The sequence below is a fragment of the Mycolicibacterium neoaurum genome (genome assembly GCF_036946495.1).
In the GTDB taxonomy this organism is placed as follows: Bacteria; Actinomycetota; Actinomycetes; order Mycobacteriales; family Mycobacteriaceae; genus Mycobacterium; species Mycobacterium neoaurum_B.
On the sequence record NZ_JAQIIX010000002.1, the window covers coordinates 2,865,729 to 2,891,117 of the forward strand.

The window sequence follows — 25,389 nt, forward strand, 5'->3', positions numbered from 1 at the left end:
GGAGCTACCTGGCTTCAGTCGGACGGCAGACGAGGCTCGCGACACTGAAATCAGGTCGCGCTGGTCCGCACGTTCGACGGCCCGTCGCCCCGCAGGCCCGTCGGTGCGCGGGCCTAGACTGGCCGCGTGCTCATCGGATCGCATGTGAACCCCGACGACCCGCTGGCCGCGGCCGCCGCCGAGAACGCCGACGTGGTGCAGTTTTTCCTCGGCAACCCGCAGAGCTGGAAGAAACCCAAGCCCCGCGAGGATGCCGAAACCCTCAAGGCCGCGGCCGTCCCGCTCTACGTGCACGCGCCGTATCTGATCAACGTGGCATCGGCGAACAACCGGGTGCGCATCCCGTCGCGCAAGATCCTGCAGGACACCTGCGATGCCGCCGCCGAGATCAACGCGACCGCGGTGATCGTGCACGGTGGCCACGCCGACGACAACGATATGGAGGCCGGGTTCGAGCGCTGGGCCAAGGCGCTGGATTACCTGGAGACCGACGTGCCGGTCTACCTGGAAAATACCGCGGGCGGCGACCACGCGATGGCGCGGCATTTCGACACCATCGGCCGGTTGTGGGAACGCATCGGCGACAAGGGGATCGGGTTCTGCCTGGACACCTGTCACGCATGGGCGGCCGGCGAGGCACTCATCGACGCGGTCGACCGGATCAAGGCCATCACCGGCCGCATCGATCTGGTGCACTGCAACGACTCCCGCGACGCGGCCGGCTCCGGTGCCGACCGGCACGCCAACTTCGGTACCGGACAGATCGATCCCGACCTGCTGGTGGCCGTGGTGAAGGCCGCCGATGCCCCGGTCATCTGCGAGACGTCCGAGGACGGCCGCAAGGATGACATCGCGTTTCTGCGCGACAACATCTGACACCACACCGCAACCTCGGGCAAACACCTGGTGACCAGCAGGTGAACTAGGCTCCCGTAACGTGGCCACGATTGACGAGGAACAGTCGATCGTTTCGCTACCCGAAGGTCCCGACCGCCGAGCCCAGCGCCTGCGTTACCTGCGCTACGCCGCGATCGCGGTCTGGGCGGGTGTCGTCATCTACCGCACGGTGACCGACGGCTTCGCGTTCAACCGCGAGCTCCTGCTGGTCTATATCGGCACCGGTCTGATGGCGGCCAGCATCGGTCAGGGCCGCGCGGTGCTCTACGTCATCCGCGACTGGTTGCCGTTTGCGTTGCTGCTGATCGCCTACGACCTGAGCCGCGGCGCGGCAGATCTCGTCGGCAGGCCGACGATGTGGCACTGGCAAGCCGACGCCGATCGATGGATGTTCTTCGGGAACATGCCGACGGTGTGGCTGCAGGAGCGGCTCAAACTGCCTGAGCCGCCGCTGTGGGAAGTGCTCATGAGCTCGGTGTACATGTCCTTCTTCATCCTCCCGTATGTCATCGCCGGTGTGCTCTGGCTGCGCAACCGTGACGAGTGGAAGAGCTTCGTCAAACTGTTCGTGGGGCTGAACTTCGCCGGTCTGCTCATCTACGCGCTGGTGCCCGCCGCGCCGCCGTGGGCCGCCGCACGGTGCACCGCGGCCGATGTGGCCGGGGGACCGTCGGGACCGCAGTGCATGTTCGGTTCCGCGCGTGGTGTGCCCGACGGCGGGGTGTTGGGCGCGATGAGCACCAGCATGGACGGTGCCAACGAGTGGATCGAGCGCATCGTCGCGCGGGGCTGGCGGGCGCTGGATCTGCACACCGCCACGGCTCTGCTCGACCAGGGCCAGGCGAGCGTGAATCTGGTCGCGGCCATCCCCTCGTTGCACGCCGGCATGTCCGCCGCGCTGGCCGCCTTCCTGTGGACCCGGCTGAGCCGGCGCTGGCGCCCGGTGCTGATCGCCTACCCGCTGGTGATGGCTTTCACGTTGGTCTACACCGCCGAGCACTATGTCATCGACGTCCTGCTCGGCTGGGGACTGGCCGCGGTGGTGTTCTACTGCCTGCGGGTGCACGAAACGCGCCGCGCCGCGTCCATCGCGGTGGGCTGACCGAACCGCTCAGACACCGGCCGCGGCGATGACCATATCGGCCAGCACGGCCAGGTCGGCCTGCGCGCGCTCGTCGTCGGGGTCGCAGGCGTACTGCATCGTCAGCCCGTCGACGCCGGCCAGGATGAGGCGTGCCAGCTGGTCGTAACCGACCGCGCTGTCCTCACCTGCGTTGGTGGCCGCGCTCTGGCACCACTGCGCGATGGCCTCGGCGTAGCGCTGGTACTCCCACTGCGCCAGGTGCTCCAGACCCGGCTGCCGCAGTGCGTAGTTGACCAGTTCGAATTGCATCAGCTGGGAGTCGACCTGTCCGATGACCAACTCGGACCAGAAGACCGTCAGCCCTTGCCGGACGGCATGTGCCAGCCCCCGGTCGACGTCGACGCTGGCGGTGAGGACGGTCGAGATCTGCTCGATGACGTCCTCGATGACGGCCCGCAGCAGCAGTTCCTTGCTGGGGAACACGTACTGCAATGTGCCGAGCGGCACCTCGGCTTCGGCGGCTACGGCGCGCAGCGCGGTGGCCGCGACACCCTGACGTGACATGACCGAGCGTGCTGCTGCCACGAATTGCTTGCTGCGTATGGACGCCTCGACGTAGGGCATGGCTAGGTGAGGTAGATCTTGCGCAGGGTCTCGGTGACCGTCCAGGTGGTCCGCGCGCCGGCCGCGAGCCGCCCCACGTCGCCGGCCCGGAGCTCCAGGGTGGGGGAGCCGTCGGCGAAAACGACGGTGGCCGCACCGCCGAGTACCACGAAGATCTCATCGGCCTCGATATCGGTCATGGTGCCGACGGACATCTCCCAGACGCCGACCTCCAGGCCGCCGAACCGGGTGAGTGCGGACGCCGCGGTGCTCGGATCACCCGCGACCGATTGCCCGGCGGGCACCGGCTCATGGTCGAGCGGGAGGTCAACGGCGTGGACGACGGTGTTGGGGTGCACCGCACGAGTATGCACCGTGTTACGGATCTTGTGCGGCTGTCGAGAAAATGTAACAGTGTCCGTATGGCCACTCATGTCGTCACCAATCAGGTTCCGCCGCTGCGCGACCACAATCCCGCCTCATCGCCGGTGCTGATGGAGGCGCTGGTCCGCGAGGGCGGCGGCTGGGGCGCCGACGAGATCACCGAGCTCGGGGCGCTCAGCGGCACGGACAAGGCCCAGCGCTGGGGCGAGCTCGCCGACCGGCACCGTCCCGAGCTGCACACCCACGATCGGTACGGGCACCGCGTGGACGAGGTCGAATACGACCCGGCCTATCACGAACTGATGACCGTCGCGGTCGGCCACGGCCTGCACGCCGCGCCGTGGGCCGATGACCGCGCCGGATCGCATGTGGTGCGGGCGGCCAAGACCTCGGTGTGGACGCCGGAGCCGGGGCATATCTGCCCGATCTCGATGACCTATGCCGTGGTGCCCGCGCTGCGGTTCAATCCGGAGCTGGCCGCGGTCTACGAACCGTTGCTGACCAGCCGGGTCTATGACCCCGAGCTGGCCGTGCCGAGCACGAAAGCCGGTATCACCGCGGGAATGTCGATGACCGAGAAGCAGGGCGGCTCCGATGTCCGGGCCGGCACCACCGACGCGGTGCGCAACGCCGACGGCAGCTACACGCTGACCGGCCACAAATGGTTCACCTCGGCCCCGATGAGCGATGTGTTCCTGGTGCTCGCCCAGACCGCGCAGGGTGTCAGCTGCTTCTTCCTGCCCCGGGTGCTGCCCGACGGCACCCGTAACCGGATGTTCCTGCAGCGTCTGAAGAACAAGCTGGGCAACCACGCCAACGCCTCCAGTGAGGTCGAATACGACGGCGCGACGGCCTGGCTGGTCGGCGAGGAGGGCCGCGGGGTCAAGACCATCATCGAGATGGTCAACCTCACCCGGCTGGACTGCACGCTCGGCAGCGCCACCAGCATGCGCACCGGTCTGGCCCGCGCCGTGCATCACGCGCAGTACCGAAAGGCATTCGGCGCCTACCTGATCGACCAACCGCAGATGCGCAACGTGCTGGCCGACCTCGCCATCGAGGCCGAGGCGGCCACCATGTTGGCCATGCGGATGGCCGGTGCCACCGACGCCGCGGTACGCGGTGACGAACGGGAATCGCTGTTGCGGCGTATCGGTCTGGCGGCCGCCAAGTACTGGGTGTGCAAGCGCGCCACCCCGCACGCCGGCGAGGCGATGGAATGCCTCGGCGGCAACGGCTATGTCGAGGATTCCGGCATGCCGCGGCTCTACCGCGAGGCCCCGCTGATGGGAATATGGGAAGGCTCGGGAAATGTCAGCGCGCTGGATACGCTGCGCGCGATGGCCACCCGGCCGGAATGTGTCGACGTGCTGTTCGAGGAACTGGCGCTGGCATCGGACCCTCGGCTGAACGCCCATGTGGCACAGCTGAAGACCGCACTGGGAGACTTCGCCGATATCGAGTACCGGGCGCGCAAGATCACCGAGGACATCGCGCTGGCGTTGCAGGGTGCGCTGCTGGTGCGCCACGGTCATCCGGCCGTCACGGAGGCCTTCCTGGCCAGCCGCCTCGGCGGACAGTGGGGCGGAGCGTTCGGCACCCTGCCGACCGGATTGGATCTGGCACCGGTGATCGAGCGCGCGATGGTCAAGGGATGAGCGTCGACACGCTGAAGACCCCGCCGTTGAAGACGATGACCTACGAGGTGACCGACCGCATCGCCCGGATCACCTTCAACCGCCCCGACAAGGCCAACGCCATCGTCGCCGACACCCCGGTGGAGTTGGCGGCCTGCGTGGAGCGCGCCGACCTCGACCCGAACGTGCATGTGATCCTGGTTTCCGGTGCGGGAGAAGGGTTCTGCGCGGGCTTCGATCTGGGAGCCTATGCCGACGGATCATCCTCACCGGGCAACGACTACCGCGGCACGGTGCTGGACGGCAAGACCCAGGCCGTCAACCACCTGCCCGACCGGCCCTGGGATCCGATGATCGACTATCAGATGATGAGCCGGTTCGTCCGCGGCTTCGCCAGCCTGATGCACTGTGACAAGCCGACGGTCGTCAAGATCCACGGCTACTGCGTGGCCGGCGGCACCGATATCGCGTTGCACGCCGATCAGGTCATCGCGGCATCGGACGCCAAGATCGGCTACCCGCCGATGCGGGTATGGGGTGTTCCCGCGGCTGGGCTGTGGGCGCACCGCCTCGGTGACCAGCGCGCGAAAAGACTGCTGTTCACCGGGGATTGCATCACCGGAGCGCAGGCCGCCGAATGGGGGTTGGCAGTGGAGGCGCCCGAGCCGCAGAACCTCGACGAGCGGACCGAACGGCTGGTCGCGCGCATCGCGGCCATGCCGGTCAATCAGCTCATCATGGCCAAACTCGCCTGCAACACCGCACTGTTGCAACAGGGGGTCGCCACCAGCAGGATGGTCAGCACCGTCTTCGACGGTATCGCCAGGCACACCCCGGAGGGGCATGCCTTCGTCGCCGACGCCGTCGAGAACGGTTTTCGGGAGGCGGTCCGCCACCGTGACGAGCCGCTCGGCGACCACGGTCGCCGCGCGTCCGGAGTCTGATGCGGCTCACCGCGCGGTCGGTGGTGCTGAGCGTGCTGCTGGGCGCGCACCCGGCGTGGGCATCGGCGGCCGAATTGATCACGCTGACCTCCGATTTCGGCATCCGAGAATCGACGCTGCGGGTGGCGCTGACCCGGATGGTCGGGACCGGGGACCTGGTGCGTTCGGCCGACGGGTATCGGCTCTCGGATCGGCTGATGGCCCGCCAGCGCCGACAGGATGCGGCCATCGACCCGCAGGAACGCCCTTGGGACGGGCTGTGGACGACGGTGGTGATCACTCGGGTGGGTGCCGATGCCCGCAGCCGAGCCGAACTGCGGAACGGGCTGGCGCAGAACCGTTTCGGTGAGTTGCGGGATGGGGTGTGGCTGAGGCCGGACAACCTGCAGGTGGCACTCCCCGCGGACGCACTGGCCCGGACGAGGGTCTTGCACAGTCGTGACGATGATCCTGCCGGTTTGGTGGCGCAGTTGTGGGATCTCGATGGTTGGGCAGCCGAAGGCGCCCGCCTGCTCGATGAGATCGGCAGCGCGGATGACGTACCCACGCGCTTTGTCGCTGCCGCGGCGATCGTGCGTCAGCTACTCACCGACCCGGTCCTGCCCGCCGACCTGTTGCCGGCACGCTGGCCGGGGGAGCAGTTGCGCCACGCCTACCGGGACTTCGCGGCCGAATTGGTCGCGCGACGTGACCAGAAAGTGGAGACGATATGAGCGCGGAGACCGGTTCGGTACGGGTGGAGCACAACGGGCCGGTGACGACGGTGATCATGAACAGACCCGCCGCGCGCAATGCCGTCGACGGGCCGACCGCGGCCGAGCTGTATGCGGCCTTCGAGGAGTTCGACGCCGATCCGGACGCCGCGGTGGCGGTGCTCTGCGGCGACAACGGAACATTCTGTGCCGGAGCCGATCTCAAGGCGATGGGTACGCCACGGAGCAACCGGGTGCGCCCCGACGGCCCCGGGCCGATGGGTCCGACGCGAATGGTGCTGTCCAAACCGGTGATCGCGGCGGTCAGTGGATATGCTGTGGCCGGCGGCCTGGAACTGGCGCTGTGGTGTGACCTGCGCGTGGTCGAACGCGACGCCGTGTTCGGGGTGTTCTGCCGGCGGTGGGGCGTGCCGCTGATCGACGGCGGCACGGTGCGGTTACCGCGGCTGATCGGCCACAGCCGGGCGATGGACCTGATCCTGACCGGGCGCGCGGTGGATGCCGACGAGGCGCTGGCGATCGGGTTGGCCAACCGTGTGGTGCCCACCGGTCAGGCGCGTGCGGCGGCCGAGGAGTTGGCGACCCAACTCGCCGCGCTACCCCAGGGCTGCCTGCGCGCCGACCGGCTCTCGGCGCTGCACCAGTGGGGCGAACCCGAAGGCGACGCAATGGCTTTCGAATTCGACAGCCTGCAGAAGTCGTCGGCCGAACTGCTGGCCGGCGCGAAACGGTTCGCCGACGGAGCGGGCCGGCACGGCGCCCAGGCCTGAGCCGCCGTCCTAACCCTTGTCAACCTTGTTGCCGCTGCCCAGATCTTCGATCTTCGGGTCACCGGCCAGGTAGACGACGGTGTTGTCGAGGCCGACCACGCTGATCTTGGTCTCCACGTTGTCCAGCGTGATCTTGTTGTCCGCCCCGCCGACGTTGACGCTCGAGCACGTGCCCTTGACTGTCAGCACGTTGTTGGATCCGCCGATGTTCAGCGACTTGCCCTCGGCGCAGTCGATATCGGCGGTGGTGCCCACCGACCCGTAATTGATGGTGTTGCCGATCTGGACCTGCGCCCCCGATGTTCCCGCCGTGACCGACGGCCGGCCCGACTCGTCACCGGATCCGCACGCGGTCAAGCCCAGTGCGAGCAGAACCACCGTCGACATCCCGACGATCTGAGTGCGCATGCTTCCTCGATTCTTTTTCACGTGTGCGGCTAGCCGAGCGGCACGTTGATGATCGGTCGCGGCGATCCGGCACCGGGGCCATCGAAATGCCACCACTCACCGTCGTACACCGACAATCCACCGGCGGCCATGGCCGCGCGCAGGACTGCCCGATTGTGTTGTGCGGCCTGGCTCACACCGTCGGTGGCGTACGCCAGCGCGTCGGGGGTGAAGGAATCGAAATCGGTGCCCATATCGGTCAAGCCCGTCGGGCCGTAGGTTGTGACATCTACCGACCGGCCGGATTCGTGGCTCTTGGAGTAGTCCCCGGGGCGTGCCACCCACGCCGGATTCGAGACCACCTCGAACATCCGTACCTGCACATCATGCGGCCGGTAGCAGTCCCAGAACACCAGCCGCAGGCCCTGCGCGCGCAGTTGCGCGGCGGCCACGGCCAAACCCTGTGCCAGGGATTCGTGCACCAGGCAGCGGGCTCCCGGCGGGTACAGCGGTGTGCCGACGAAGTTGTTCGAGGTGGCATAGCGCAGATCGATCAGGGCATCGGGCACCGCGGCGCGGACGTCGATGAAGCCGACAGCGCGGGCCGCGGCCGACACCGGGGGCGCTGGTTGCGCTTCGGCCGCCGGGGACAGATCGGGATTCACAGCGAGGCCACCTATTCCGCACAGCAGGGCGAACAGGGTGAGGAGTCGGCGCACGGGTCAGGCAGGCGCCCAGTTGATCCGGTTGGTCATCCCCAGCTCGCGGCCGTGATCGATCAGTGCGGGCGCGCCGTTGTGGTAGATGACGGTCTGGTCGTACCCGTAGACGGTGATGTCGTTGACGACGTTGTCGGCGACGACGATGTTCGACGATCCCTGCAGCGTCACCGCCCAGCAGCTGCCCTTGGCATAGATGGTGTTGCCGGTGCCATTGACAAGCAACGTCGCGTTGTTGCAGTCCAACGTCTGGGTGACGCCCTGACCGGTGATGTGGGTGTCGCCATTCTTGGCATCGGCCGCCGGGGCACAGGCCAACGCCATGGCTGCGGCAAGGGCACCCGCGGTCGCGGACCGGCTTCGGACTGAGAGGCTCGCCATGGGTCAACAGCGTACGGTGCCGCGGCGCGGTCGTGGCAGGTCTGCGCGGAATCACCGTCGGATCGTGCGACCGAGCTGAATCCGGGCCGGGTGAACTAGAGTCATTCGTCAGCCTCGCTAAAGGTGTAGTCGGGGACGGGTGGGACTTTCGGAAGGGGTAGCGATGGCAACGCGGGCGACCAAACTGAGCCGCGACGCCATCGTCAGCGCCGCGCTGGCGTTCCTGGACCGGGAGGGCTGGGACGCGTTGACCATCAACGCGCTGGCAACCCAGCTCGGCACAAAGGGCCCGTCGCTCTACAACCACGTGCAGAGCCTGGAGGACCTGCGCCGAACAGTGCGTATGCACGTGATTCAGGACATCATCGGCATGTTGCGAGCCGTCGGGGAGGGGCGCACCCGCGACGACGCGGTGGTCACCATGGCCAGCGCCTACCGCAGTTATGCCCACCACCATCCGGGGCGGTACTCGGCGTTCACCAGGATGCCGCTGGGTGGCGACGATCCGGAGTACACCGCCGCGGCCAGAGAGGCCGCGGGGCCGGTGCTCGCCGCCCTGGCGTCCTACGGGTTGGCCGGCGATAACGCGTTCTATGCGGCCCTGGAATTCTGGTCGGCCCTGCACGGATTCGTCCTGCTGGAGATGACCGGGGTGATGGACAATATCGACACCGACGCGGTCTTCACCGATATGGTCTTGCGGCTCGCGGCGGGCATGCAACAGCGGGAGCCGCAGCCGGGGCTCCGGTAGGCTCGAACTTGGGTGCTGCGGCGGGCGTAGCTTCTGACCTGCGATAAGGCCGTTACGCACGGGTTTGGTTCGGCGCGCCCACCCCTGGTATCGTGGAGCCTCGTGCCTGGCTGTCAGGGGGCACATGTGTCCGCTTTGTGGACCGTAACCCCTGCAGGTCGGGCGAATTCGTGTGTCTTCGTACGTCTGTCGGATGCATCGGGGCGAAAGCCGTGGTGCAGGCGCGTGCGACACGCCCGAACGCGGGGGACGCGAACGGGCGAAAACTGCAGTACAGAGACTTAGAAGTTCGAATAGCAACACAGAAAGCCGGTACATGCCAACCATCAACCAGCTGGTCCGCAAGGGTCGCCGCGACAAGGTCGCCAAGGTCAAGACCGCGGCCCTCAAGGGCAGTCCGCAGCGTCGCGGCGTGTGCACTCGCGTGTACACCACCACTCCGAAGAAGCCGAACTCGGCGCTTCGTAAGGTCGCCCGCGTTCGCCTGACCAGCGCGGTCGAGGTCACGGCCTATATCCCCGGTGAGGGCCACAACCTGCAGGAGCACTCGATGGTGCTGGTCCGCGGCGGTCGTGTGAAGGACCTCCCGGGTGTGCGCTACAAGATCATCCGCGGCTCGCTGGACACCCAGGGTGTCAAGAACCGCAAGCAAGCACGTAGCCGTTACGGCGCCAAGAAGGAGAAGAGCTGATGCCGCGCAAGGGCCCCGCGCCGAAGCGTCCGTTGGTCAACGACCCCGTCTACGGGTCGCAGCTGGTCACCCAGCTGGTCAACAAGGTGCTGCTGGACGGTAAGAAGTCGCTCGCCGAGCGCATCGTCTACGGCGCCCTCGAGCAGGCTCGGGACAAGACCGGCACCGATCCCGTCGTCACCCTCAAGCGCGCGCTCGACAACGTCAAGCCCGCCCTCGAGGTGCGCAGCCGCCGTGTCGGTGGCGCCACCTACCAGGTGCCCGTCGAGGTCCGCCCGGATCGCTCGACCACGCTGGCGCTGCGCTGGCTGGTGAGCTTCTCCAAGGCTCGTCGCGAGAAGACCATGGTCGAGCGCCTTGCCAACGAGATCCTTGATGCGAGCAACGGCCTCGGCGCCGCGGTGAAGCGTCGCGAGGACACGCACAAGATGGCCGAAGCAAACCGGGCCTTCGCGCACTACCGCTGGTGATCTTGTCCCTTCGGGGCACACCGGACAGCAATCAAGCAAGCGAAAGAGTGGGAATTTAGCCGTGGCACAGGACGTGTTGACCGACCTCACGAAGGTCCGCAACATCGGCATCATGGCGCACATCGACGCCGGCAAGACGACGACGACCGAGCGCATCCTCTTCTACACCGGTGTCAACTACAAGATCGGCGAGACGCACGACGGTGCGTCGACCACCGACTGGATGGAGCAGGAGCAGGAGCGGGGTATCACCATCACCTCCGCGGCCGTCACCTGCTTCTGGAACCAGAACCAGATCAACATCATCGACACCCCGGGTCACGTCGACTTCACCGTCGAGGTGGAGCGTTCGCTGCGCGTGCTCGACGGTGCCGTGGCCGTCTTCGACGGTAAAGAGGGTGTGGAGCCGCAGTCTGAGCAGGTGTGGCGCCAGGCCGACAAGTACGACGTTCCCCGCATCTGCTTCGTCAACAAGATGGACAAGCTGGGCGCGGACTTCTACTTCACCGTGCAGACCATCAAGGACCGCCTCGGCGCCAAGCCGCTGGTGATCCAGCTGCCGATCGGTGCCGAGAACGACTTCGAGGGCATCATCGATCTGGTCGAGATGAACGCCAAGGTGTGGCGTGGCGAGACCAAGATGGGTGAGCAGTACGAGGTCGTGGAGATCCCGGCCGATCTGGCCGAGAAGGCCGAGCAGTACCGCAACGAGCTGCTCGAGGCCGTCGCCGAGACCGACGACGCTCTGATGGAGAAGTACTTCGGTGGCGAAGAGCTGTCCATCGACGAGGTCAAGGGTGCGATCCGCAAGCTGACCGTCAACAGCGAGATCTACCCGGTGCTCTGTGGCAGCGCGTTCAAGAACAAGGGTGTGCAGCCCATGCTCGACGCCGTCATCGACTACCTGCCCTCGCCGCTGGACGTCGAGTCCGTGCAGGGACACCTGCCGGGCAAGGAAGACGAGATCATCTCGCGCAAGCCGTCGGTCGATGAACCGTTCTCGGCGCTGGCGTTCAAGATCGCGGTCCATCCCTTCTTCGGCAAGCTGACCTACGTCCGGGTGTACTCCGGCAAGGTCGAGTCCGGTGCCCAGGTGATCAACTCCACCAAGGGCAAGAAGGAGCGCCTCGGCAAGCTCTTCCAGATGCACGCGAACAAGGAGAACCCGGTCGAACGGGCTTCCGCGGGTCACATCTACGCCGTCATCGGACTCAAGGACACCACCACCGGTGACACCCTGTGCGATCCGAACGACCAGGTCGTGCTGGAGTCGATGACGTTCCCGGATCCGGTTATCGAGGTCGCCATCGAGCCCAAGACCAAGAGCGACCAGGAGAAGTTGGGTACGGCCATCCAGAAGCTGGCCGAAGAGGATCCCACCTTCAAGGTGCACCTGGACCAGGACACCGGCCAGACCGTCATCGGTGGTATGGGCGAGCTGCACCTGGACATCCTGGTGGACCGCATGCGTCGCGAGTTCAAGGTCGAGGCCAACGTCGGCAAGCCGCAGGTGGCCTACCGCGAGACGATCAAGCGTCCGGTCCAGAACGTCGAGTACACCCACAAGAAGCAGACGGGTGGCTCGGGCCAGTTCGCCAAGGTCATCATCAACCTGGAGCCCTTCGAGGGCGAGGATGGGGCGACCTACGAGTTCGAGAACAAGGTCACCGGTGGCCGCATCCCGCGCGAGTACATCCCGTCGGTGGATGCCGGTGCGCAGGACGCGATGCAGTACGGCGTTCTCGCCGGTTACCCGCTGGTGAACGTGAAGGTCACCCTGCTCGACGGCGCGTACCACGACGTCGACTCGTCGGAAATGGCCTTCAAGGTGGCCGGTTCCCAGGCGTTGAAGAAGGCTGCCGGACAGGCGCAGCCGGTCATCCTGGAACCGATCATGGCTGTCGAGGTCACCACGCCCGAGGATTACATGGGCGACGTGATCGGCGACCTGAACTCCCGCCGTGGTCAGATCCAGGCCATGGAGGAGCGCAGCGGTGCGCGCGTCGTCAAGGCGCAGGTGCCGCTGTCGGAGATGTTCGGCTACGTCGGCGACCTTCGGTCGAAGACCCAGGGCCGGGCAAACTACTCCATGGTGTTCGACTCGTACGCTGAAGTTCCGGCGAACGTGTCGAAGGAGATCATCGCGAAGGCAACCGGAGAGTGAGAATCGAGGCCGCCCGCGGCCGAGGCTCGGAGCGATCCGGGTGCCGAGCAGACGGCCACGCGAAGGCGACCGGAGAATAATTCTCCGGTGGTCTTGGCGGACCACACAACTGAACACACACACAACTGCTTTGTAAGAGCACCAACAAGTCCAGGAGGACACAGAAGTGGCGAAGGCGAAGTTCGAGCGGACGAAGCCGCACGTCAACATCGGGACCATCGGTCACGTTGACCACGGCAAGACCACGCTGACCGCAGCAATCACCAAGGTGCTGCACGACCAGTACCCCGATTTGAACGAGTCGCGCGCATTCGACCAGATCGACAATGCGCCCGAGGAGCGTCAGCGCGGTATCACCATCAACATCTCCCACGTGGAGTACCAGACCGAGAAGCGTCACTACGCGCACGTCGACGCCCCCGGTCACGCTGACTACATCAAGAACATGATCACCGGTGCCGCGCAGATGGACGGCGCCATCCTCGTGGTCGCCGCCACCGACGGCCCGATGCCCCAGACTCGCGAGCACGTGCTGCTCGCCCGTCAGGTCGGCGTGCCCTACATCCTGGTCGCGCTGAACAAGTCCGACATGGTCGACGACGAAGAGCTGCTCGAGCTCGTCGAGATGGAGGTCCGCGAACTGCTGGCCGCTCAGGACTTCGACGAGGAGGCCCCCGTGGTCCGCGTCTCGGCTCTCAAGGCGCTCGAGGGCGACGAGAAGTGGGTCAAGTCGGTCCAGGAGCTCATGGCTGCTGTCGACGAGTCGATCCCGGATCCGGTCCGTGAGACCGAGAAGCCGTTCCTCATGCCCGTCGAGGACGTCTTCACCATCACCGGTCGTGGCACCGTGGTGACCGGTCGCGTCGAGCGTGGCGTGATCAACGTCAACGAGGAAGTCGAGATCGTCGGCATCCGTCCGGAGACCACCAAGACCACCGTCACCGGTGTCGAGATGTTCCGCAAGCTGCTCGATCAGGGTCAGGCCGGTGACAACGTCGGTCTGCTGGTGCGTGGCATCAAGCGCGAAGATGTCGAGCGTGGCCAGGTCGTCGTGAAGCCCGGCACCACCACCCCGCACACCGAGTTCGAGGGCAGCGTCTACATCCTGTCCAAGGACGAGGGTGGCCGCCACACGCCGTTCTTCAACAACTACCGTCCGCAGTTCTACTTCCGTACCACGGACGTGACCGGCGTGGTGACCCTCGCCGAGGGCACCGAGATGGTGATGCCCGGTGACAACACCGACATCTCCGTCAAGCTGATCCAGCCGGTCGCCATGGACGAGGGCCTGCGGTTCGCCATCCGTGAGGGTGGACGCACCGTCGGCGCCGGCCGTGTCACCAAGATCATCAAGTGATCTAGCTTCAACAACACAGAGCGGCGCTCACCCGAAAGGGTGGGCGCCGCTTTGTTTCTCGTACTCTGGGCGAGTGCGCGTGGTGCTACAGATCCTCGATGCTCAGGATCCCGTCCTGCACCGCGCGGGCGATCAGCGCCGCCTTGGTGGGTGCGGGCCGTCCGACCGCGGCGTACTTCGCCCGGGCACGTTGCAGATGCGTTCGCACCGTGGATGGTTCGATGAACAGTCGCTTCGCGACGAACTCTTTGTTCTCGGTCTGGAACCAGGCGATCAGCACCTCCCGTTCACGGGTGCTCAGGCCGGGTCGTCCCACGGTCCGGTCGTTGAATAACGCCTTGGCCATCCGTGGCCCCACGTACGGGGTGTTGGCTCGCGCCGCGTAGATCGCGTCGAAGAGGTGCTGCTTGTCCTCGCTCTTGGCCAGGAAGGTGCTCGCGCCGGCGTCGAGGCTGGTCAGGATCACCTCGTCGGTGGCCATATGTGAGTAGACGATCACCCGATGCCCGGCCGCGCAGACCTCGCTCAGGGTGTCGAACTCGGGCTGGAAGCGGTCGTACTGCAGGTCGAACACCACGACCTCGATGTCGTGGCCGCCCTCTGGGTAATCGGTCAGGAATGTCTTCGGATGGTTGTATTCGGCGACGAGTTGTATCGGCGGATCCTGTTCGGCAAACCACGCCCGCACTCCGGCGTGGATCACGTCATGGTCGTCGATCAACACCACCGACACGGCGTCTGTCATGCTCCCCGCCCTGCGACTTACCGTCTCCATCATGTACTTCACCCAAGAATCAGCGTTCCAGCAAGTGGTCCGCACCCCGTCCCCGTGAGAGGACTGTACTACTCGCGGGCAGGTTTTGTTGCCCAAGATGAAGTTATGGCTAACTGAATTGTCGCTGCAGTAGATATTCAGGCGATATCGACGCGCTCGTTGCCGGCGGCGAGCGCGTTGTCTTCCCGATCCAGAAACCGGTGGTGAACACTCACCCAGATCGTGTCCTCGATCTCAGTGACCTCGATCCGTGGTGTGTCCGGGCCGCCGGGATGGGAGGTGATGTCGGTACCACTGCTATCGCAGATGATGCTGGCGACGACCTCATCGGGTGCCGACACCAGCCCCACCCTGGCATGACGTGCGGCCGTTGCCAGCGTGGCCACCACCGGTTCCAACAGCCGGCGACGCTCGTCGGCGGCGAGCTCGGGCAGGTCGTGGTCGGTGTTCAACGACACCACCACCCCGCGTCGGTCGGCGGCCTCGATGGCGGGGCGCAGGTCGGCGACCAGCGGATTGCCGGTGGTGCGGGCCTGATAGATGTAGAGCCGGAGCCGGCGGGACTCGATGCGTGCGCGCCACCGGGTATCGGCGTCGATCGTTCCGGTGCTGAGGGTCTCCAGCAGCGGGAAGACGCCCGCGATCAGCTCCGAATTACGCCGCATGTAGTCCTCGTGCAACGCGTCGGCGATATGCCGCTGGGCATCCTGAGCCCACCGCTCGCGGCTCTCCTGCACGGCGGTGGCGTGGGCGCGCCGCAGCCACGCCGGGAACGCCAGGACCAACAGCTGCACGACGAATACCCCGGCGGTGTGCAGAGCGAGGTTGAACGCTGCCGCCATCCCCGGATGCTGGACGAAGTTCAATATCCCGGTGGTGAGCCAGAACAGCACCATCACCGATACCGAAATCTGCCAGGGTCTGCGCAGCAGATAGGGCAGGACACACAGGGTGGTCGCGGTCAGGGTCCACTGGATGGGGCTGCCGAGTTGATCGTCGGGCAACAGCAGGGACTGGGCGCAGACCACGACGCCCATGGTGGCGATCGCGGGGACCGTCAGATCGGGCCTGCGGCCGAGCACAGTGGGCAATGCGCCGAGGGCCACCAGCACCGCGACCGCGCCGAGGACCAGGTGCACAATCGGATCAGGGGTGCGAAATGCCGTGTTCGGCACCGCAACCGCGAGCTGCAGCACGGCGATCGCGATGATGGCGATACCGAATCGGACCAGGATGCGTTCGGTCAACTGGTCGACATCAGCGGGCAACGGATGGTCGGCCGGAGCGGGCACGCGATTCCATGTGAGGGTGATGGCGGTGCCGTCGCCGGGTGCCGAGCGCACCGACGCGTTGCCCCCCGCGCGTCGCATCCGGCCCACGATGGATTCGGCGACCCCGTGGCCCAGGCTGGTGCGCATCGGGTCGAAACCGATGCCGTCATCGGTGACCACGATGCACGACGGTCCGATGTCGATGGTGATTCGTGTTGCGCGCGCGTGGCGTTCGGCATTGTTCAGTGACTCACGCACCACCGCGACGACGGCATGGGCGGACCTGCCGGCCAGGACAAGTTCGGGTATCCCGGTGATCTCCACCGGGGTGCTCACATGTCCTATCTCGGTCCGCAACGCCGCGACGATGTCGATTTCGGCATGCTGCGGAGCACCCGGATTGTCCTGCGCCAGCAGAGCCAGGTCTCGTTGGGCCTGCGCGGCAATGCGGGCGGGGGAGATATTGGCGCCCTCGCCGACGAGGTGCAGGGTGGAGGCCGCGGTGTCGTGCACGAGGGCCATGTGCTCGAGTTCGTTGTCGCGCATGGCTGCGTCGAGAGCATCGCGCAGGGCGGCTTCGTTGTTGGCGCCGCGCACCTGGTCGACGCGACGCGCGACGGCGCGCGCGGTCAGCAGCAGGGCGGTGGTGGCCACCCACTGGATGGGTAATACGTAGTAGATGGTCGGCAGGTGGACCACCCCAGCCCAGCCGATCACCTGCGCGCACCCCGCGGCATAGGTTGCCGTGATGGCCAGTGCCGCCGGCAGACTCCATTTCGGCGGCGCGGCAAGTGCAGCGCAGATGACCGCGGTGCCGGCGATCACCTGCGGGACGGAGTTGGTGTAGAGCAACTGTGGGTCGAAGCCGAACACCGGGACGGTGGCCGAAACGGCTAGCACATACCCGAAATCGATGGACAGTTGCAACGGTGCCGTGGACCGGGTCAGGAGGCGGTAGACCGCCCACCACACCAGCATCGCCAGCCCGATGACACCTACCGAACTCTCCGGGGTGCCGGGCAGCAGTAGAGCGCTCCCGCAGGCGACGAGGGTGGCGCAGTTGAGCAGGATGACGGCGATTTGCTGTGCGCCGTGGATGACCTGCCGCTCGGACACGTCTGCCGCGAGGTCGTGGCCGCTCCTGGGCACAGGCATGTTCTTACCAAACATTCACGTCTAGGTCAGCCATGTGGCCGACATCGCCATATGTTAGGGGCATCCGCGGCGGCTGTCCCGCGCTGCGGGCAATGCCTCGTCGCTGTCCCCGTTACTCTGTGCCCGTCGAGGTGAGGAGCGTGCCATGGTGTGGCGTTACGTCAAGGCTCAAGCCTGGGTTCTGCTGTGCGGTGGGCTCGTGGGTCCGATCTTTCTGGCCGTCTACTTCGCCACCGGCCAGAGCGAGCTGATGAAGTGGATGTTCTGGGTGGGTCTGTTGATCACCGCGGTCGACGTGTTGGCCGCTCTCGGCCTGACTGCCTACGGGGCAAACGCGCAGGCCCGCTCCGAGGCGCTGGAAGCCGACGGCGTGTTGGCGCTGGCCACGATCACCGGGCTGGCCGAGACGAACACCCGCATCAACGATCGACCGCTGGTACGGCTGCAATTGAACATTGCCGGGCCCGGCATCACACCGTTCGCGGCCGAGGATCAGGTGATCGCCGGGGTGGACCGGTTGCCGATGCTGACCGCCCGTCGGTTGGTCGTGCTGGTCGATCCCGCGACGCACAAATTCCAGATCGACTGGAACAGATCGGGTTTGATCAACGGTCTGATGCCCGCAACGTTCTCGGTCGCCGAAGACAATCGGACCTACGATCTGTCCGGCCAGGTGGAACCGCTGATGGAGATCCTGCAGATCCTGAAGGCCAACGGCATCGGGATGAACAGCATGGTGGACTTGCGTGACAATCCGGTCGCGCGCGCACAGGTGCAGGCCGTGGTGCGGCGCGCGGCTGCCCGGCGTGCGACGGCACCCGAACCTCAAGCGTCCACTACTGCCGCGCCGCCGCGGGGCACTCCCGCGGTCAGTACCGCCCAGCGGTTGCAGGAGCTGGAGACGTTACGCGCCACCGGCGCGATCACCGACCAGGAGTACGCCGCCAAACGCCGGCAGATCATCGCCGAGTTGTAGCGCGCGGATTTACTAGAACACGTTTCAGTTTGGCTGCTAGCCTTGGCGCTCGTGAGTTCGGCGTATGAGGAAGGACCGGTCATGGCGGCAGAGAAGGCACTCGAGGGCCGGGTGGCATTCGTGACCGGGGCCGCTCGCGGCCAGGGACGCGCGCACGCGGTGCGGCTGGCCAACGAGGGGGCCGACATCGTCGCCTCCGACATCTGCGCGCCGGCGTCTCCGACGGTCACCTACCCGGCAGCCACCCCAGAGGATCTCGCCGAGACGGTGCGCGCCGTGGAAGCCACCGGACGAAAGGTGCTCTCGCGCGCCGTCGATATTCGCGATCTGGAAGCCCAGCAACAACTCGTCGCCGACACCATCGAACAGTTCGGCCGCCTCGATGTGGTGGTGGCCAATGCCGGTGTGCTGAGCTGGGGACGGATCTGGGAGCTGACCCCCGAGCAGTGGGACACCGTCGTCGACGTCAACCTCAACGGCACCTGGCGCACCATCCGGGCGACTGTTCCCGCCATGATCGAGGCGGGAAACGGCGGGTCGATCATCATCGTCAGCTCGTCGGCGGGCGTCAAGGCCACCCCTGGCAACGCCCACTATGCCGCGTCCAAGCACGGCCTCACCGCGCTGACCAATTCGCTGGCCCTGGAGGTCGGCGAGTACGGGATCCGGGTCAATTCGATCCATCCGTATTCGATCGACACACCGATGATCGAGCCGGAGGCCATGGGGGCGATGTTCGCCAAGCACCCCAGCTTCCTGCACAGCTTCGCACCGATGCCGTATCACCGGGTGACCGACGGAAAGAGCGAAGGGCTGGCCGCCTTCATGGCGCCGGAAGAGGTATCGAATGTGGTCGCATGGCTGGCCGGCGACGGATCGGCGACCCTGTCGGGCAGTCAGATCGCCGTCGACCGCGGCGTCATGAAGTACTAGCCAGAGCTTCGACGAATCTGTCCAGGGCCCAATCGATCTCGTCGGCGGTGATCACCAGCGGGGGAGCCAGCCGCAGGGTCTGACCATGCGTGTCCTTGACCAGGACGCCCCGTTCGGCCAGCCGGCGGCTCACCTGCTTGCCGGTTCCCAGCGCCGGGTCGATGTCCACCCCTGCCCACAGGCCCTTCCCGCGGACCGCGGTCACACCCGAGATATCCGGCAACCGGGCATGCATGCGCGCGCCCAGTTCGGTTGACCGGGCCTGGTACTCGCCGGTGCCCAGCATCGCCACCACGGTGGAGCCGACCGCCGCCGCCAGTGGGTTGCCGCCGAAGGTCGAACCGTGTTCACCGGGGTGCAGGACGCCCAGAACATCGCGATCGGCCACCACCGCGGACAGCGGAAGCACACCGCCACCGAGCGCCTTGCCGAGCAGATACACATCCGGCACCACACCCCAGTGTGCGCAGGCGAAGGTCTGCCCGGTCCTGGCCAGACCGGACTGTATCTCGTCGGCTATCAGCAGCACGTTGTTCTGTGTGCACAGTTGCCGCGCCTTCGGCAGAAAATCGTCCGGCGGCACGATGATGCCCGCCTCACCCTGGATAGGCTCTACCAGGACCGCGACCGTGTTCTCGTCGATCGCATCGGCCAGCGCCGCGGCGTCGCCGAATGGGATGGCACGAAAGCCGGGGGTGAAGGGCCCGAACCCGTCACGCGCGGCCGGGTCATCGGAGAAGCTGACGATCGTGGTGGTACGACCGTGGAAATTGTTGCGCGCCACGATGATTTCCGCACGACCCGATGGAACGCCCTTGACGTCGGTGCCCCACTTGCGGGCGACCTTGATGGCGCTCTCGACCGCTTCGGCGCCGCTGTTCATCGGCAGGACCATGTCCTTGTCGCACAGTTGCGCCAGCGCTGCGCAGAACGGGCCGAGCCGGTCGGAGTGGAACGCCCGGCTCACCAGTGTCAGCATGTCGAGCTGGGCGTGCGCGGCGGCGACGATCAGCGGATGGCGGTGGCCGAAGTTGACCGCCGAGTACGCGGCCAGGAAATCGAGGTAGCGGTTGCCCTTGATATCGGTGATCCACGCGCCCTCCGCCGAAGCCGCGACCACCGGAAGCGGTGCGTAGTTGTGTGCGACGTGGCGCTCGTCGAGTTCGATGGCTGCCTCGGTGGCGCGGTGGTCGGCGATCACGCTCACGAAAAGACCTCCAGCGTGCAGCACTTCACCGATCCGCCGCCCTTGAGCAGCTCGGAGAGCTCGATGCCGATGGGGCGGAATTCTGCATTGCGCAGTTGCTCGGCGAATCCCGTCGCGGCCGCCGGCAGCAGCACATGGCAACCGTCGGACACCGCGTTCAGGCCCAGGACGAAGGCGTCGGCGGTACCGACAATGAGCGCATCGGGAAAGTTGCTGCGCAACAAGGCAAGTGCGCCATCGCTGAAGGCCGGCGGATAGTAGGCGATCAACGGTTGCGGACCGTCGGTGAGCACCGTGAGTGCGGTGTCGAGATGGTAGAAGCGCGGATCGATCAGCTCCAGGCTCAGCACCGGCAGGCCCGTGATCTCGGCGATCTCGTCATGGGCTCGGCGGTCGGTGCGGAACCCATAACCCGCCAGCACCGTGGTGCCGGCGACCAGGAGATCGCCCTGTCCCTCGTTGTGATGGCGAGTCCGCCGCGGTTGTAGACCCGCCGCGCTCATCCATGCGCTGTAGGCGTCGGCCTCGGCGGCGCGTTCGGGATAGGTGAAGTTGGCAACGATGGCGTGACCGTTGATCACCAGGCCGCCATTGGCGGCGTAGACCATGTCCGGCAGACCGGGTACCGGGTCGACCAACTCGACGGTGTGCCCGAGCTCGGTGTAAGTGCGCCGCAAGTCTTCCCACTGCGCGACGGCTCGGTCGACATCGACTCCGATGGTGGGGTCCATCCACGGGTTGATCGCGTATTGCACCGCGAAGTGCGCGGGTGCGGTCATGACGAATCGGCGGGTGCGGGCTCGGCGAGTGGTCGCGGTGCGGAGATCGGAAATCGTCATACCATGACGATATGGGGGTCATTGTACGCAATCAATCGCCATAGCTTGCGCTATGTATACGGATACATTGCATCATGGAGTGAATATTGGCGATCTGTTGCGCCAGGAAAGGAATGCCGATGGATGAGGTGGATGAGCGCATCATCGCCGAGCTGACCGACCACGCGCGCGCGACGTTTGCCGAGATCGGCGAGCGGGTGAATCTATCCGCTCCCGCGGTGAAGCGCCGGGTCGACCGCATGCTCGAGACGGGAGTGATCCGCGGTTTCACCGCCGTGGTCGACAGGCAGGCGCTGGGCTGGACCACCGAGGCCTATGTGCAGGTGTACTGCCACGGCACCATCGCACCCGCCGAGTTACGGCAGGCCTGGGTCGACATTCCCGAGGTGGTCAGCGCGGCGACGGTCACCGGCACGGCGGATGCCATCCTGCATGTGCTGGCCCGCGATATGAGACATCTGGAGGACGCGCTGGAACGCATCCGGGCCAGCGCCGATATCGAACGCAGCGAGAGCATCGTGGTGTTGTCCAACCTGATCGAACGAGGTCGATCCTGACGGGGTAGGCGGACCATCCGGGCCGGTCGTGGTGTAAGAAGACCCACGTGGCAAATACTGGTGGAATCGTCATCGTCGGCGGCGGCCTGGCGGGTGCCCGCACCGCCGAACAACTCCGTCGCGCCGAGTTCGACGGTCCGATCACCATTGTCAGCGACGAACAGCACCTGCCGTATGACCGGCCGCCGCTGTCCAAAGAGGTGCTGCGCAATGCCGATCATGATGTCGTTCTCAAGCCGCAGGAGTTCTACGACGAGGCCCGGATCACGCTGCGGTTGGGCAACGGTGTGACCGCCGTGGACACCGGAGCCAAGACATTGACGCTGGCCGATGGCTCGACGCTCGGATACGACGAGCTCGTCATCGCGACCGGCCTTGTGCCCAAGCGTATCCCGTCATTTCCCGACCTCGAGGGCATCCGGGTGCTGCGTTCGCTCGGCGAGAGTGCCGCGTTGCGTGAGCATGCCGCGAGCGCCCGCAATGCGGTGATCATCGGTGCCGGTTTCATCGGTTGTGAGGTCGCGGCCAGCCTGCGCCAGCTCGGCGTCGACGTGGTGATCGTCGAGCCGCAGCCCACCCCGCTGGCCTCGGTGCTCGGCGAGAAGATCGGTGCGCTGGTCACCCGGCTGCACGAGGCCGAAGGCGTGCAGGTCCGCTGCGGGGTCGGCGTCGATTCGGTGTCCGGTGACGGCAAGGTGGAGAAGGTGGTGCTCTCCGACGGCACCGAGCTGGACGCCGACATCGTCGTCGTGGGAATCGGATCGCGTCCGGTGACCGGCTTCCTCGACGGCAGCGGTGTCGAGGTGGACAACGGTGTGGTGTGCGACTCGGCCGGCCGTACCAACGTCGAACACGTGTGGGCCATCGGCGATGTGGCCTCGTGGCGGAACGAGGCGGGGCATCAGGAGCGCGTCGAGCACTGGAGCAACGTCGCCGAGCAGGCGCGCGTGCTGGTGCCCGCCCTGCTGGGCCGGGAGCCCGCGTCGGCGGCCGTCTCTGTTCCCTACTTCTGGAGCGACCAGTACGACGTCAAGATCCAGTGCCTCGGCGAGCCTGCCGCCGACGATATCGTCCATCTGGTCAGTGACGACGGCCGCAAGTTCCTTGCCTACTACGAGCGTGCTGGTGTGCTGACCGCGGTGGTCGGCGGCGGGATGCCCGGCAAGGTGATGAAGGCCCGCGGCAAGATCGCCGCGGGTGCTCCCATCACCGACGTGCTGGACTGATCGCTCAGAACTCGCCGAGGTAGAACACGCTGCCCTGGTCGTCGGTGCACAGCGCCGAGCGCCCGTAGGACTGTGCCGAGGGTTCTTCGAGGATCGTGCCGCCGGCCGCGCGGACCCGCTCGGTCGCCGCCTCGATATCCGTGACGGTCCACATCGGCACGGCCGCAGGTCGATCCTGGCCACCCACCATGCCCGCCATCGGGTGTGTGCCCTGGATTTCCCAGCCGTCCGGAACGCGGCCGTTGTCGAAGGTCCAGAACAGGAATCGACTGTAGAACGCCCGGAACGCCGCGGAGTCCTCGGCGTGGTAGGTGATGTACGAAAGGTCGCCGGAGCCTGCGCCGTTGAGTTCCGGGCGCGGGGTGCCGGGCGCCGGGCGGTACACCGCGAACGGCGAACCGGAAGGATCGGTCGCGTCGAGCGTCGTGCCGTCCTCGGATTCGGCTTCGACTCCCACCGCCCCGCCGCCGGAGATGATCGCCTGACGGACGCCGGCCAGGTCGTCGACGGCATAGCAGCAGCGCATCGTCGGGGTTCCCACGCTGCGGGACAGCGTGATTCGGGTGGCGGTGTTGGTCACCCGGTCGGTCGCCGCGTCGAACTCCCAGCCGAGCACCCGACCGTAGAAGATTGCGGCGCGCTCGGTGTCGGGGGTGCATATCGACACGACGCCGACATCGCCGTGCTGGATGCTGACCGCGGCACCGTTGATCGGTCCGGTCAGCATCCATCGGTGCCCGGACGGATCGATGATGGTCGCGGTGCGCGACCCGTGCGCCTCGTAGGGTTGGCGCTCGACGGTGGCGCCACGGACGGCCGCGCGCCGCAGCGCTGCATCGGTGTCCGGTACCTGTAGCATCAGGCTCACCGAGATCGACTGAGGGGCAGGTGCTTTCAGGCCCATTTCGGGGAACTCGTCGGCCAGGTAGAGCACGCCCGTGCCGATGGTGAGTTCGGCGTGCCCGACCCGGCCGTCGTCCATCAGGATCGGGTCGCCCAGCAGCGTGGCGCCCAGTGCGTCGACGTACCAGTCGATGGCAGTCCGGGCGTCGCGGACCGAAAGATAGGGCAGCGCCGCGGGCCGTGGTAGGCCGACCTCGGCGGGCTCGGAGTTGTTCAGTTCGGCGATGGCGGTATCGGTGCCACTCATCTGGACTCCTTGGCTGTGGTGGGGGAGGGCGAGGGCCGATTCCAGGCGGGCGCGCAAACGCGCCGCGAACGCCGGATCGGGTGCCACCGGAAGCTCGTCACCGTGCAGTGCGGTCAACGGATTTGGTTCGTCGATCACGGGGTGCCTCCTTCCGGTGTCGGGTAGTGCGTTCGAAAAGCGCGGCGGGCGCGCACCAGCAGGGCTTCGGTCGCGTGCACGGTGCGCCCGAGTAGTTGCGCGCATTCGGGTACGGAGCAGTCATCGAGGTAACGCAGTGCCAGCACGGTGCGGTGATGTTCGGGCAGTCGTGCCAGCACCGACTCGGCGATGATGCGGTCCAGTTCGATATCCCAACCGTCCACCGGGTCGGTGTCCGGCAGGTCGGCAACCGGCACGGTGAACCTGTCATGCCTGCGGCGGTAGTGATCGGCCAGCTTGTGCCGCGCCACCCCGATCAGCCACGGCACCGTGATCGGCGGCGGCGTTGCCCGGCGGGCGGCATCCATTGCCGCCAGGAAGGTCTCCGACGTCAGATCTTCGGCGGTTGCGCGATCACCGCAGCGCCGGGTGAAGTATCCGTACACCACCGGCAGCGCCTCGTCATAGAGCTCCAGGAGCTCCCGGGGCGCGTCGCGGGGTTCGGCGTGGACGCTCACACCCATATCGTCGCCGCCAGGGCCTCAACTCCGACACCCCAATTTTCTGCGATTTGTGGAGTCTCGGCCGCCACCAGTGCTGGTGAGACTCCACAAATCACAGTTCGGTCAGCCCGCGGCCCACCACATCGAAGGAGTCGCCGAGCAGTCTTGCAAGGGACACCGACTCGTCACCCAACCACTGCTCATAGGCGGTCAGCGCGACGCCCAGCAGGGTCCAGGCGGCAGTCTGTGGGACCAGGCCGTCGGGCTGCTCACCGCGGCGGCGAGCCACGTATTCTGCGACCACGGCGCGCCAGCCGGCGTACATCGTCATCGAATGCGCCTGCAGTGCATCGGTTTTGAGAATCAGCCGCATGCGGCGACGGTGCCGGTCCTTATCGTCGAATTCGTTGAATGCCAGCAGCGCGGTGCGCAATGCCTCGCCGACGCCCGCGGTCGGATCGGCCTCGTCGAGCAGTTGGCGCATGTGGTTGAGATAGGCGTCGAAATCTCCCCAGGGGATCGCGTTCTTGGACGGGTAGTAGCGGAACAGGGTTCGACGAGCGATGCCGGCGGCCTTGGCGACATCGTCGACGCTGACCTCGTCGAAGCCATGGGTGGTGAACAACTCGAGTGCGACGTCGGTGATGTGGTCCTGATTGGTCGACGGGCGCCGGCCGACGCGAGACACCATGTGAACCACCCCTTCC

General features: G+C 66.4%; 27 protein-coding genes. 15 read left to right on the forward strand and 12 right to left on the reverse strand.

Annotated elements, in window-relative coordinates; all coding sequences use genetic code 11:
• The first annotated feature begins 126 nt into the window (after positions 1-126).
• Both PGN27_RS19170 and PGN27_RS19175 read left to right on the forward strand, forming a co-directional pair.
• On the forward strand, positions 127-876 hold the full coding sequence (locus tag PGN27_RS19170; RefSeq protein WP_335327534.1) for a deoxyribonuclease IV: 750 nt from the start codon (positions 127-129) through the stop codon (positions 874-876).
• Positions 877-937: 61 nt separating this feature from the next.
• Entirely contained in the window at positions 938-1,999 is a 1,062-nt protein-coding gene (locus tag PGN27_RS19175; RefSeq protein WP_418888619.1) for a phosphatase PAP2 family protein, read from the forward strand.
• Between the two features lie 9 nt (positions 2,000-2,008).
• Here PGN27_RS19175 and PGN27_RS19180 read toward each other — a convergent pair whose 3' ends face one another.
• Together PGN27_RS19180 and PGN27_RS19185 are read right to left on the reverse strand one after the other, a co-directional pair.
• The gene (locus PGN27_RS19180) at positions 2,009-2,605 is read right to left on the reverse strand and encodes a TetR/AcrR family transcriptional regulator (RefSeq protein ID WP_335327535.1); all 597 of its coding nucleotides are present in this window, start codon (positions 2,603-2,605) and stop codon (positions 2,009-2,011) included.
• 2 nt (positions 2,606-2,607) lie between these two features.
• Positions 2,608-2,943 (reverse strand): cupin domain-containing protein, encoded by a 336-nt coding sequence (locus PGN27_RS19185; protein ID WP_335327536.1) that lies wholly within the window; start codon positions 2,941-2,943, stop codon positions 2,608-2,610.
• A 63-nt stretch (positions 2,944-3,006) separates the two neighbouring features.
• Between PGN27_RS19185 and PGN27_RS19190 the strand changes: the two genes are divergently transcribed.
• From PGN27_RS19190 to PGN27_RS19205, 4 genes are read left to right on the forward strand one after another with little or no spacing between them, the layout of a single operon-like run.
• Positions 3,007-4,626 carry an acyl-CoA dehydrogenase family protein gene (locus PGN27_RS19190; RefSeq protein WP_335327537.1) on the forward strand — a complete coding sequence of 540 codons (1,620 nt, stop codon included), beginning with the start codon at positions 3,007-3,009 and terminating at the stop codon, positions 4,624-4,626.
• Positions 4,623-5,549, forward strand: a complete 927-nt coding sequence (locus PGN27_RS19195; protein ID WP_335327538.1) for a crotonase/enoyl-CoA hydratase family protein — start codon at positions 4,623-4,625, stop codon at positions 5,547-5,549. The genes PGN27_RS19190 and PGN27_RS19195 overlap by 4 nt, the downstream gene beginning before the upstream one ends.
• Entirely contained in the window at positions 5,549-6,262 is a 714-nt protein-coding gene (locus PGN27_RS19200) for a PaaX family transcriptional regulator C-terminal domain-containing protein (protein ID WP_335327539.1), read from the forward strand. Before PGN27_RS19195 ends, PGN27_RS19200 begins: the two co-directional genes overlap by 1 nt.
• Positions 6,259-7,032 carry a crotonase/enoyl-CoA hydratase family protein gene (locus PGN27_RS19205; RefSeq protein WP_335327540.1) on the forward strand — a complete coding sequence of 258 codons (774 nt, stop codon included), beginning with the start codon at positions 6,259-6,261 and terminating at the stop codon, positions 7,030-7,032. Before PGN27_RS19200 ends, PGN27_RS19205 begins: the two co-directional genes overlap by 4 nt.
• Before the next feature lie 9 nt (positions 7,033-7,041).
• Here the strand turns inward: PGN27_RS19205 and PGN27_RS19210 are convergent, their stop codons facing one another.
• From PGN27_RS19210 to PGN27_RS19220, 3 genes are read right to left on the reverse strand one after another with little or no spacing between them, the layout of a single operon-like run.
• The gene (locus tag PGN27_RS19210) at positions 7,042-7,440 is read right to left on the reverse strand and encodes a DUF3060 domain-containing protein (RefSeq protein WP_335327541.1); all 399 of its coding nucleotides are present in this window, start codon (positions 7,438-7,440) and stop codon (positions 7,042-7,044) included.
• Between the two features lie 29 nt (positions 7,441-7,469).
• Complete coding sequence (locus tag PGN27_RS19215; RefSeq protein WP_335327543.1) at positions 7,470-8,084, reverse strand: M15 family metallopeptidase; 615 nt, start codon at positions 8,082-8,084, stop codon at positions 7,470-7,472.
• A 57-nt stretch (positions 8,085-8,141) separates the two neighbouring features.
• Entirely contained in the window at positions 8,142-8,519 is a 378-nt protein-coding gene (locus tag PGN27_RS19220) for a DUF3060 domain-containing protein (protein WP_335327544.1), read from the reverse strand.
• A gap of 163 nt (positions 8,520-8,682) precedes the next feature.
• On the opposite strand from PGN27_RS19220, the gene PGN27_RS19225 reads away from it, so the two are divergent.
• The 5 genes from PGN27_RS19225 (at position 8,683) to tuf (ending at position 13,952) form a co-directional block, all read left to right on the forward strand.
• Positions 8,683-9,270, forward strand: coding sequence for a TetR/AcrR family transcriptional regulator (locus PGN27_RS19225; protein WP_335327545.1), 588 nt, complete (start codon positions 8,683-8,685; stop codon positions 9,268-9,270).
• Between the two features lie 316 nt (positions 9,271-9,586).
• Complete coding sequence (gene rpsL, locus PGN27_RS19230) at positions 9,587-9,961, forward strand: 30S ribosomal protein S12 (RefSeq protein WP_019514018.1); 375 nt, start codon at positions 9,587-9,589, stop codon at positions 9,959-9,961.
• Positions 9,961-10,431 carry a 30S ribosomal protein S7 gene (gene rpsG / locus PGN27_RS19235; protein WP_018601866.1) on the forward strand — a complete coding sequence of 157 codons (471 nt, stop codon included), beginning with the start codon at positions 9,961-9,963 and terminating at the stop codon, positions 10,429-10,431. The genes rpsL and rpsG overlap by 1 nt, the downstream gene beginning before the upstream one ends.
• A gap of 61 nt (positions 10,432-10,492) precedes the next feature.
• A complete protein-coding gene (gene fusA / locus PGN27_RS19240; protein WP_335327546.1) occupies positions 10,493-12,595 on the forward strand; it encodes an elongation factor G in 2,103 nt (700 codons plus the stop codon).
• Positions 12,596-12,761: 166 nt separating this feature from the next.
• A complete protein-coding gene (gene tuf / locus PGN27_RS19245) occupies positions 12,762-13,952 on the forward strand; it encodes an elongation factor Tu (protein ID WP_019514020.1) in 1,191 nt (396 codons plus the stop codon).
• Between the two features lie 85 nt (positions 13,953-14,037).
• Here the strand turns inward: tuf and PGN27_RS19250 are convergent, their stop codons facing one another.
• Together PGN27_RS19250 and PGN27_RS19255 are read right to left on the reverse strand one after the other, a co-directional pair.
• Positions 14,038-14,697, reverse strand: coding sequence for a LuxR C-terminal-related transcriptional regulator (locus tag PGN27_RS19250; protein WP_335327548.1), 660 nt, complete (start codon positions 14,695-14,697; stop codon positions 14,038-14,040).
• 167 nt (positions 14,698-14,864) lie between these two features.
• Entirely contained in the window at positions 14,865-17,153 is a 2,289-nt protein-coding gene (locus tag PGN27_RS19255) for a sensor histidine kinase (RefSeq protein WP_335327549.1), read from the reverse strand.
• A gap of 145 nt (positions 17,154-17,298) precedes the next feature.
• Between PGN27_RS19255 and PGN27_RS19260 the strand changes: the two genes are divergently transcribed.
• A complete protein-coding gene (locus PGN27_RS19260) occupies positions 17,299-18,129 on the forward strand; it encodes an SHOCT domain-containing protein (protein WP_335327550.1) in 831 nt (276 codons plus the stop codon).
• Positions 18,130-18,210: 81 nt separating this feature from the next.
• Complete coding sequence (locus PGN27_RS19265; protein WP_335327551.1) at positions 18,211-19,062, forward strand: mycofactocin-coupled SDR family oxidoreductase; 852 nt, start codon at positions 18,211-18,213, stop codon at positions 19,060-19,062.
• On the opposite strand, the gene rocD is transcribed toward PGN27_RS19265, so the two are convergent.
• On the reverse strand, positions 19,049-20,269 hold the full coding sequence (gene rocD / locus PGN27_RS19270) for an ornithine--oxo-acid transaminase (protein WP_335327552.1): 1,221 nt from the start codon (positions 20,267-20,269) through the stop codon (positions 19,049-19,051). The two genes, PGN27_RS19265 and rocD, sit on opposite strands and share 14 nt — an antisense overlap.
• The gene (ddaH, locus tag PGN27_RS19275) at positions 20,266-21,108 is read right to left on the reverse strand and encodes a dimethylargininase (protein ID WP_335327553.1); all 843 of its coding nucleotides are present in this window, start codon (positions 21,106-21,108) and stop codon (positions 20,266-20,268) included. The genes rocD and ddaH overlap by 4 nt, the downstream gene beginning before the upstream one ends.
• Before the next feature lie 119 nt (positions 21,109-21,227).
• Between ddaH and PGN27_RS19280 the strand changes: the two genes are divergently transcribed.
• Positions 21,228-21,665, forward strand: a complete 438-nt coding sequence (locus PGN27_RS19280; protein ID WP_335327554.1) for an Rv2324 family transcriptional regulator — start codon at positions 21,228-21,230, stop codon at positions 21,663-21,665.
• Positions 21,666-21,712: 47 nt separating this feature from the next.
• Positions 21,713-22,891: an NAD(P)/FAD-dependent oxidoreductase gene (locus tag PGN27_RS19285; RefSeq protein WP_335327555.1), complete on the forward strand. Its 1,179-nt coding sequence runs from the start codon at positions 21,713-21,715 to the stop codon at positions 22,889-22,891.
• A gap of 4 nt (positions 22,892-22,895) precedes the next feature.
• Here PGN27_RS19285 and PGN27_RS19290 read toward each other — a convergent pair whose 3' ends face one another.
• From PGN27_RS19290 to mftR, 3 genes are all read right to left on the reverse strand, one after another.
• Positions 22,896-24,179: a VOC family protein gene (locus PGN27_RS19290; RefSeq protein WP_335327556.1), complete on the reverse strand. Its 1,284-nt coding sequence runs from the start codon at positions 24,177-24,179 to the stop codon at positions 22,896-22,898.
• Entirely contained in the window at positions 24,176-24,703 is a 528-nt protein-coding gene (locus PGN27_RS19295; RefSeq protein WP_335327557.1) for an RNA polymerase sigma factor, read from the reverse strand. The genes PGN27_RS19290 and PGN27_RS19295 overlap by 4 nt, the downstream gene beginning before the upstream one ends.
• 91 nt (positions 24,704-24,794) lie before the next feature.
• Positions 24,795-25,373, reverse strand: a complete 579-nt coding sequence (gene mftR, locus PGN27_RS19300) for a mycofactocin system transcriptional regulator MftR (RefSeq protein WP_472850855.1) — start codon at positions 25,371-25,373, stop codon at positions 24,795-24,797.
• Positions 25,374-25,389: the final 16 nt, after the last annotated feature.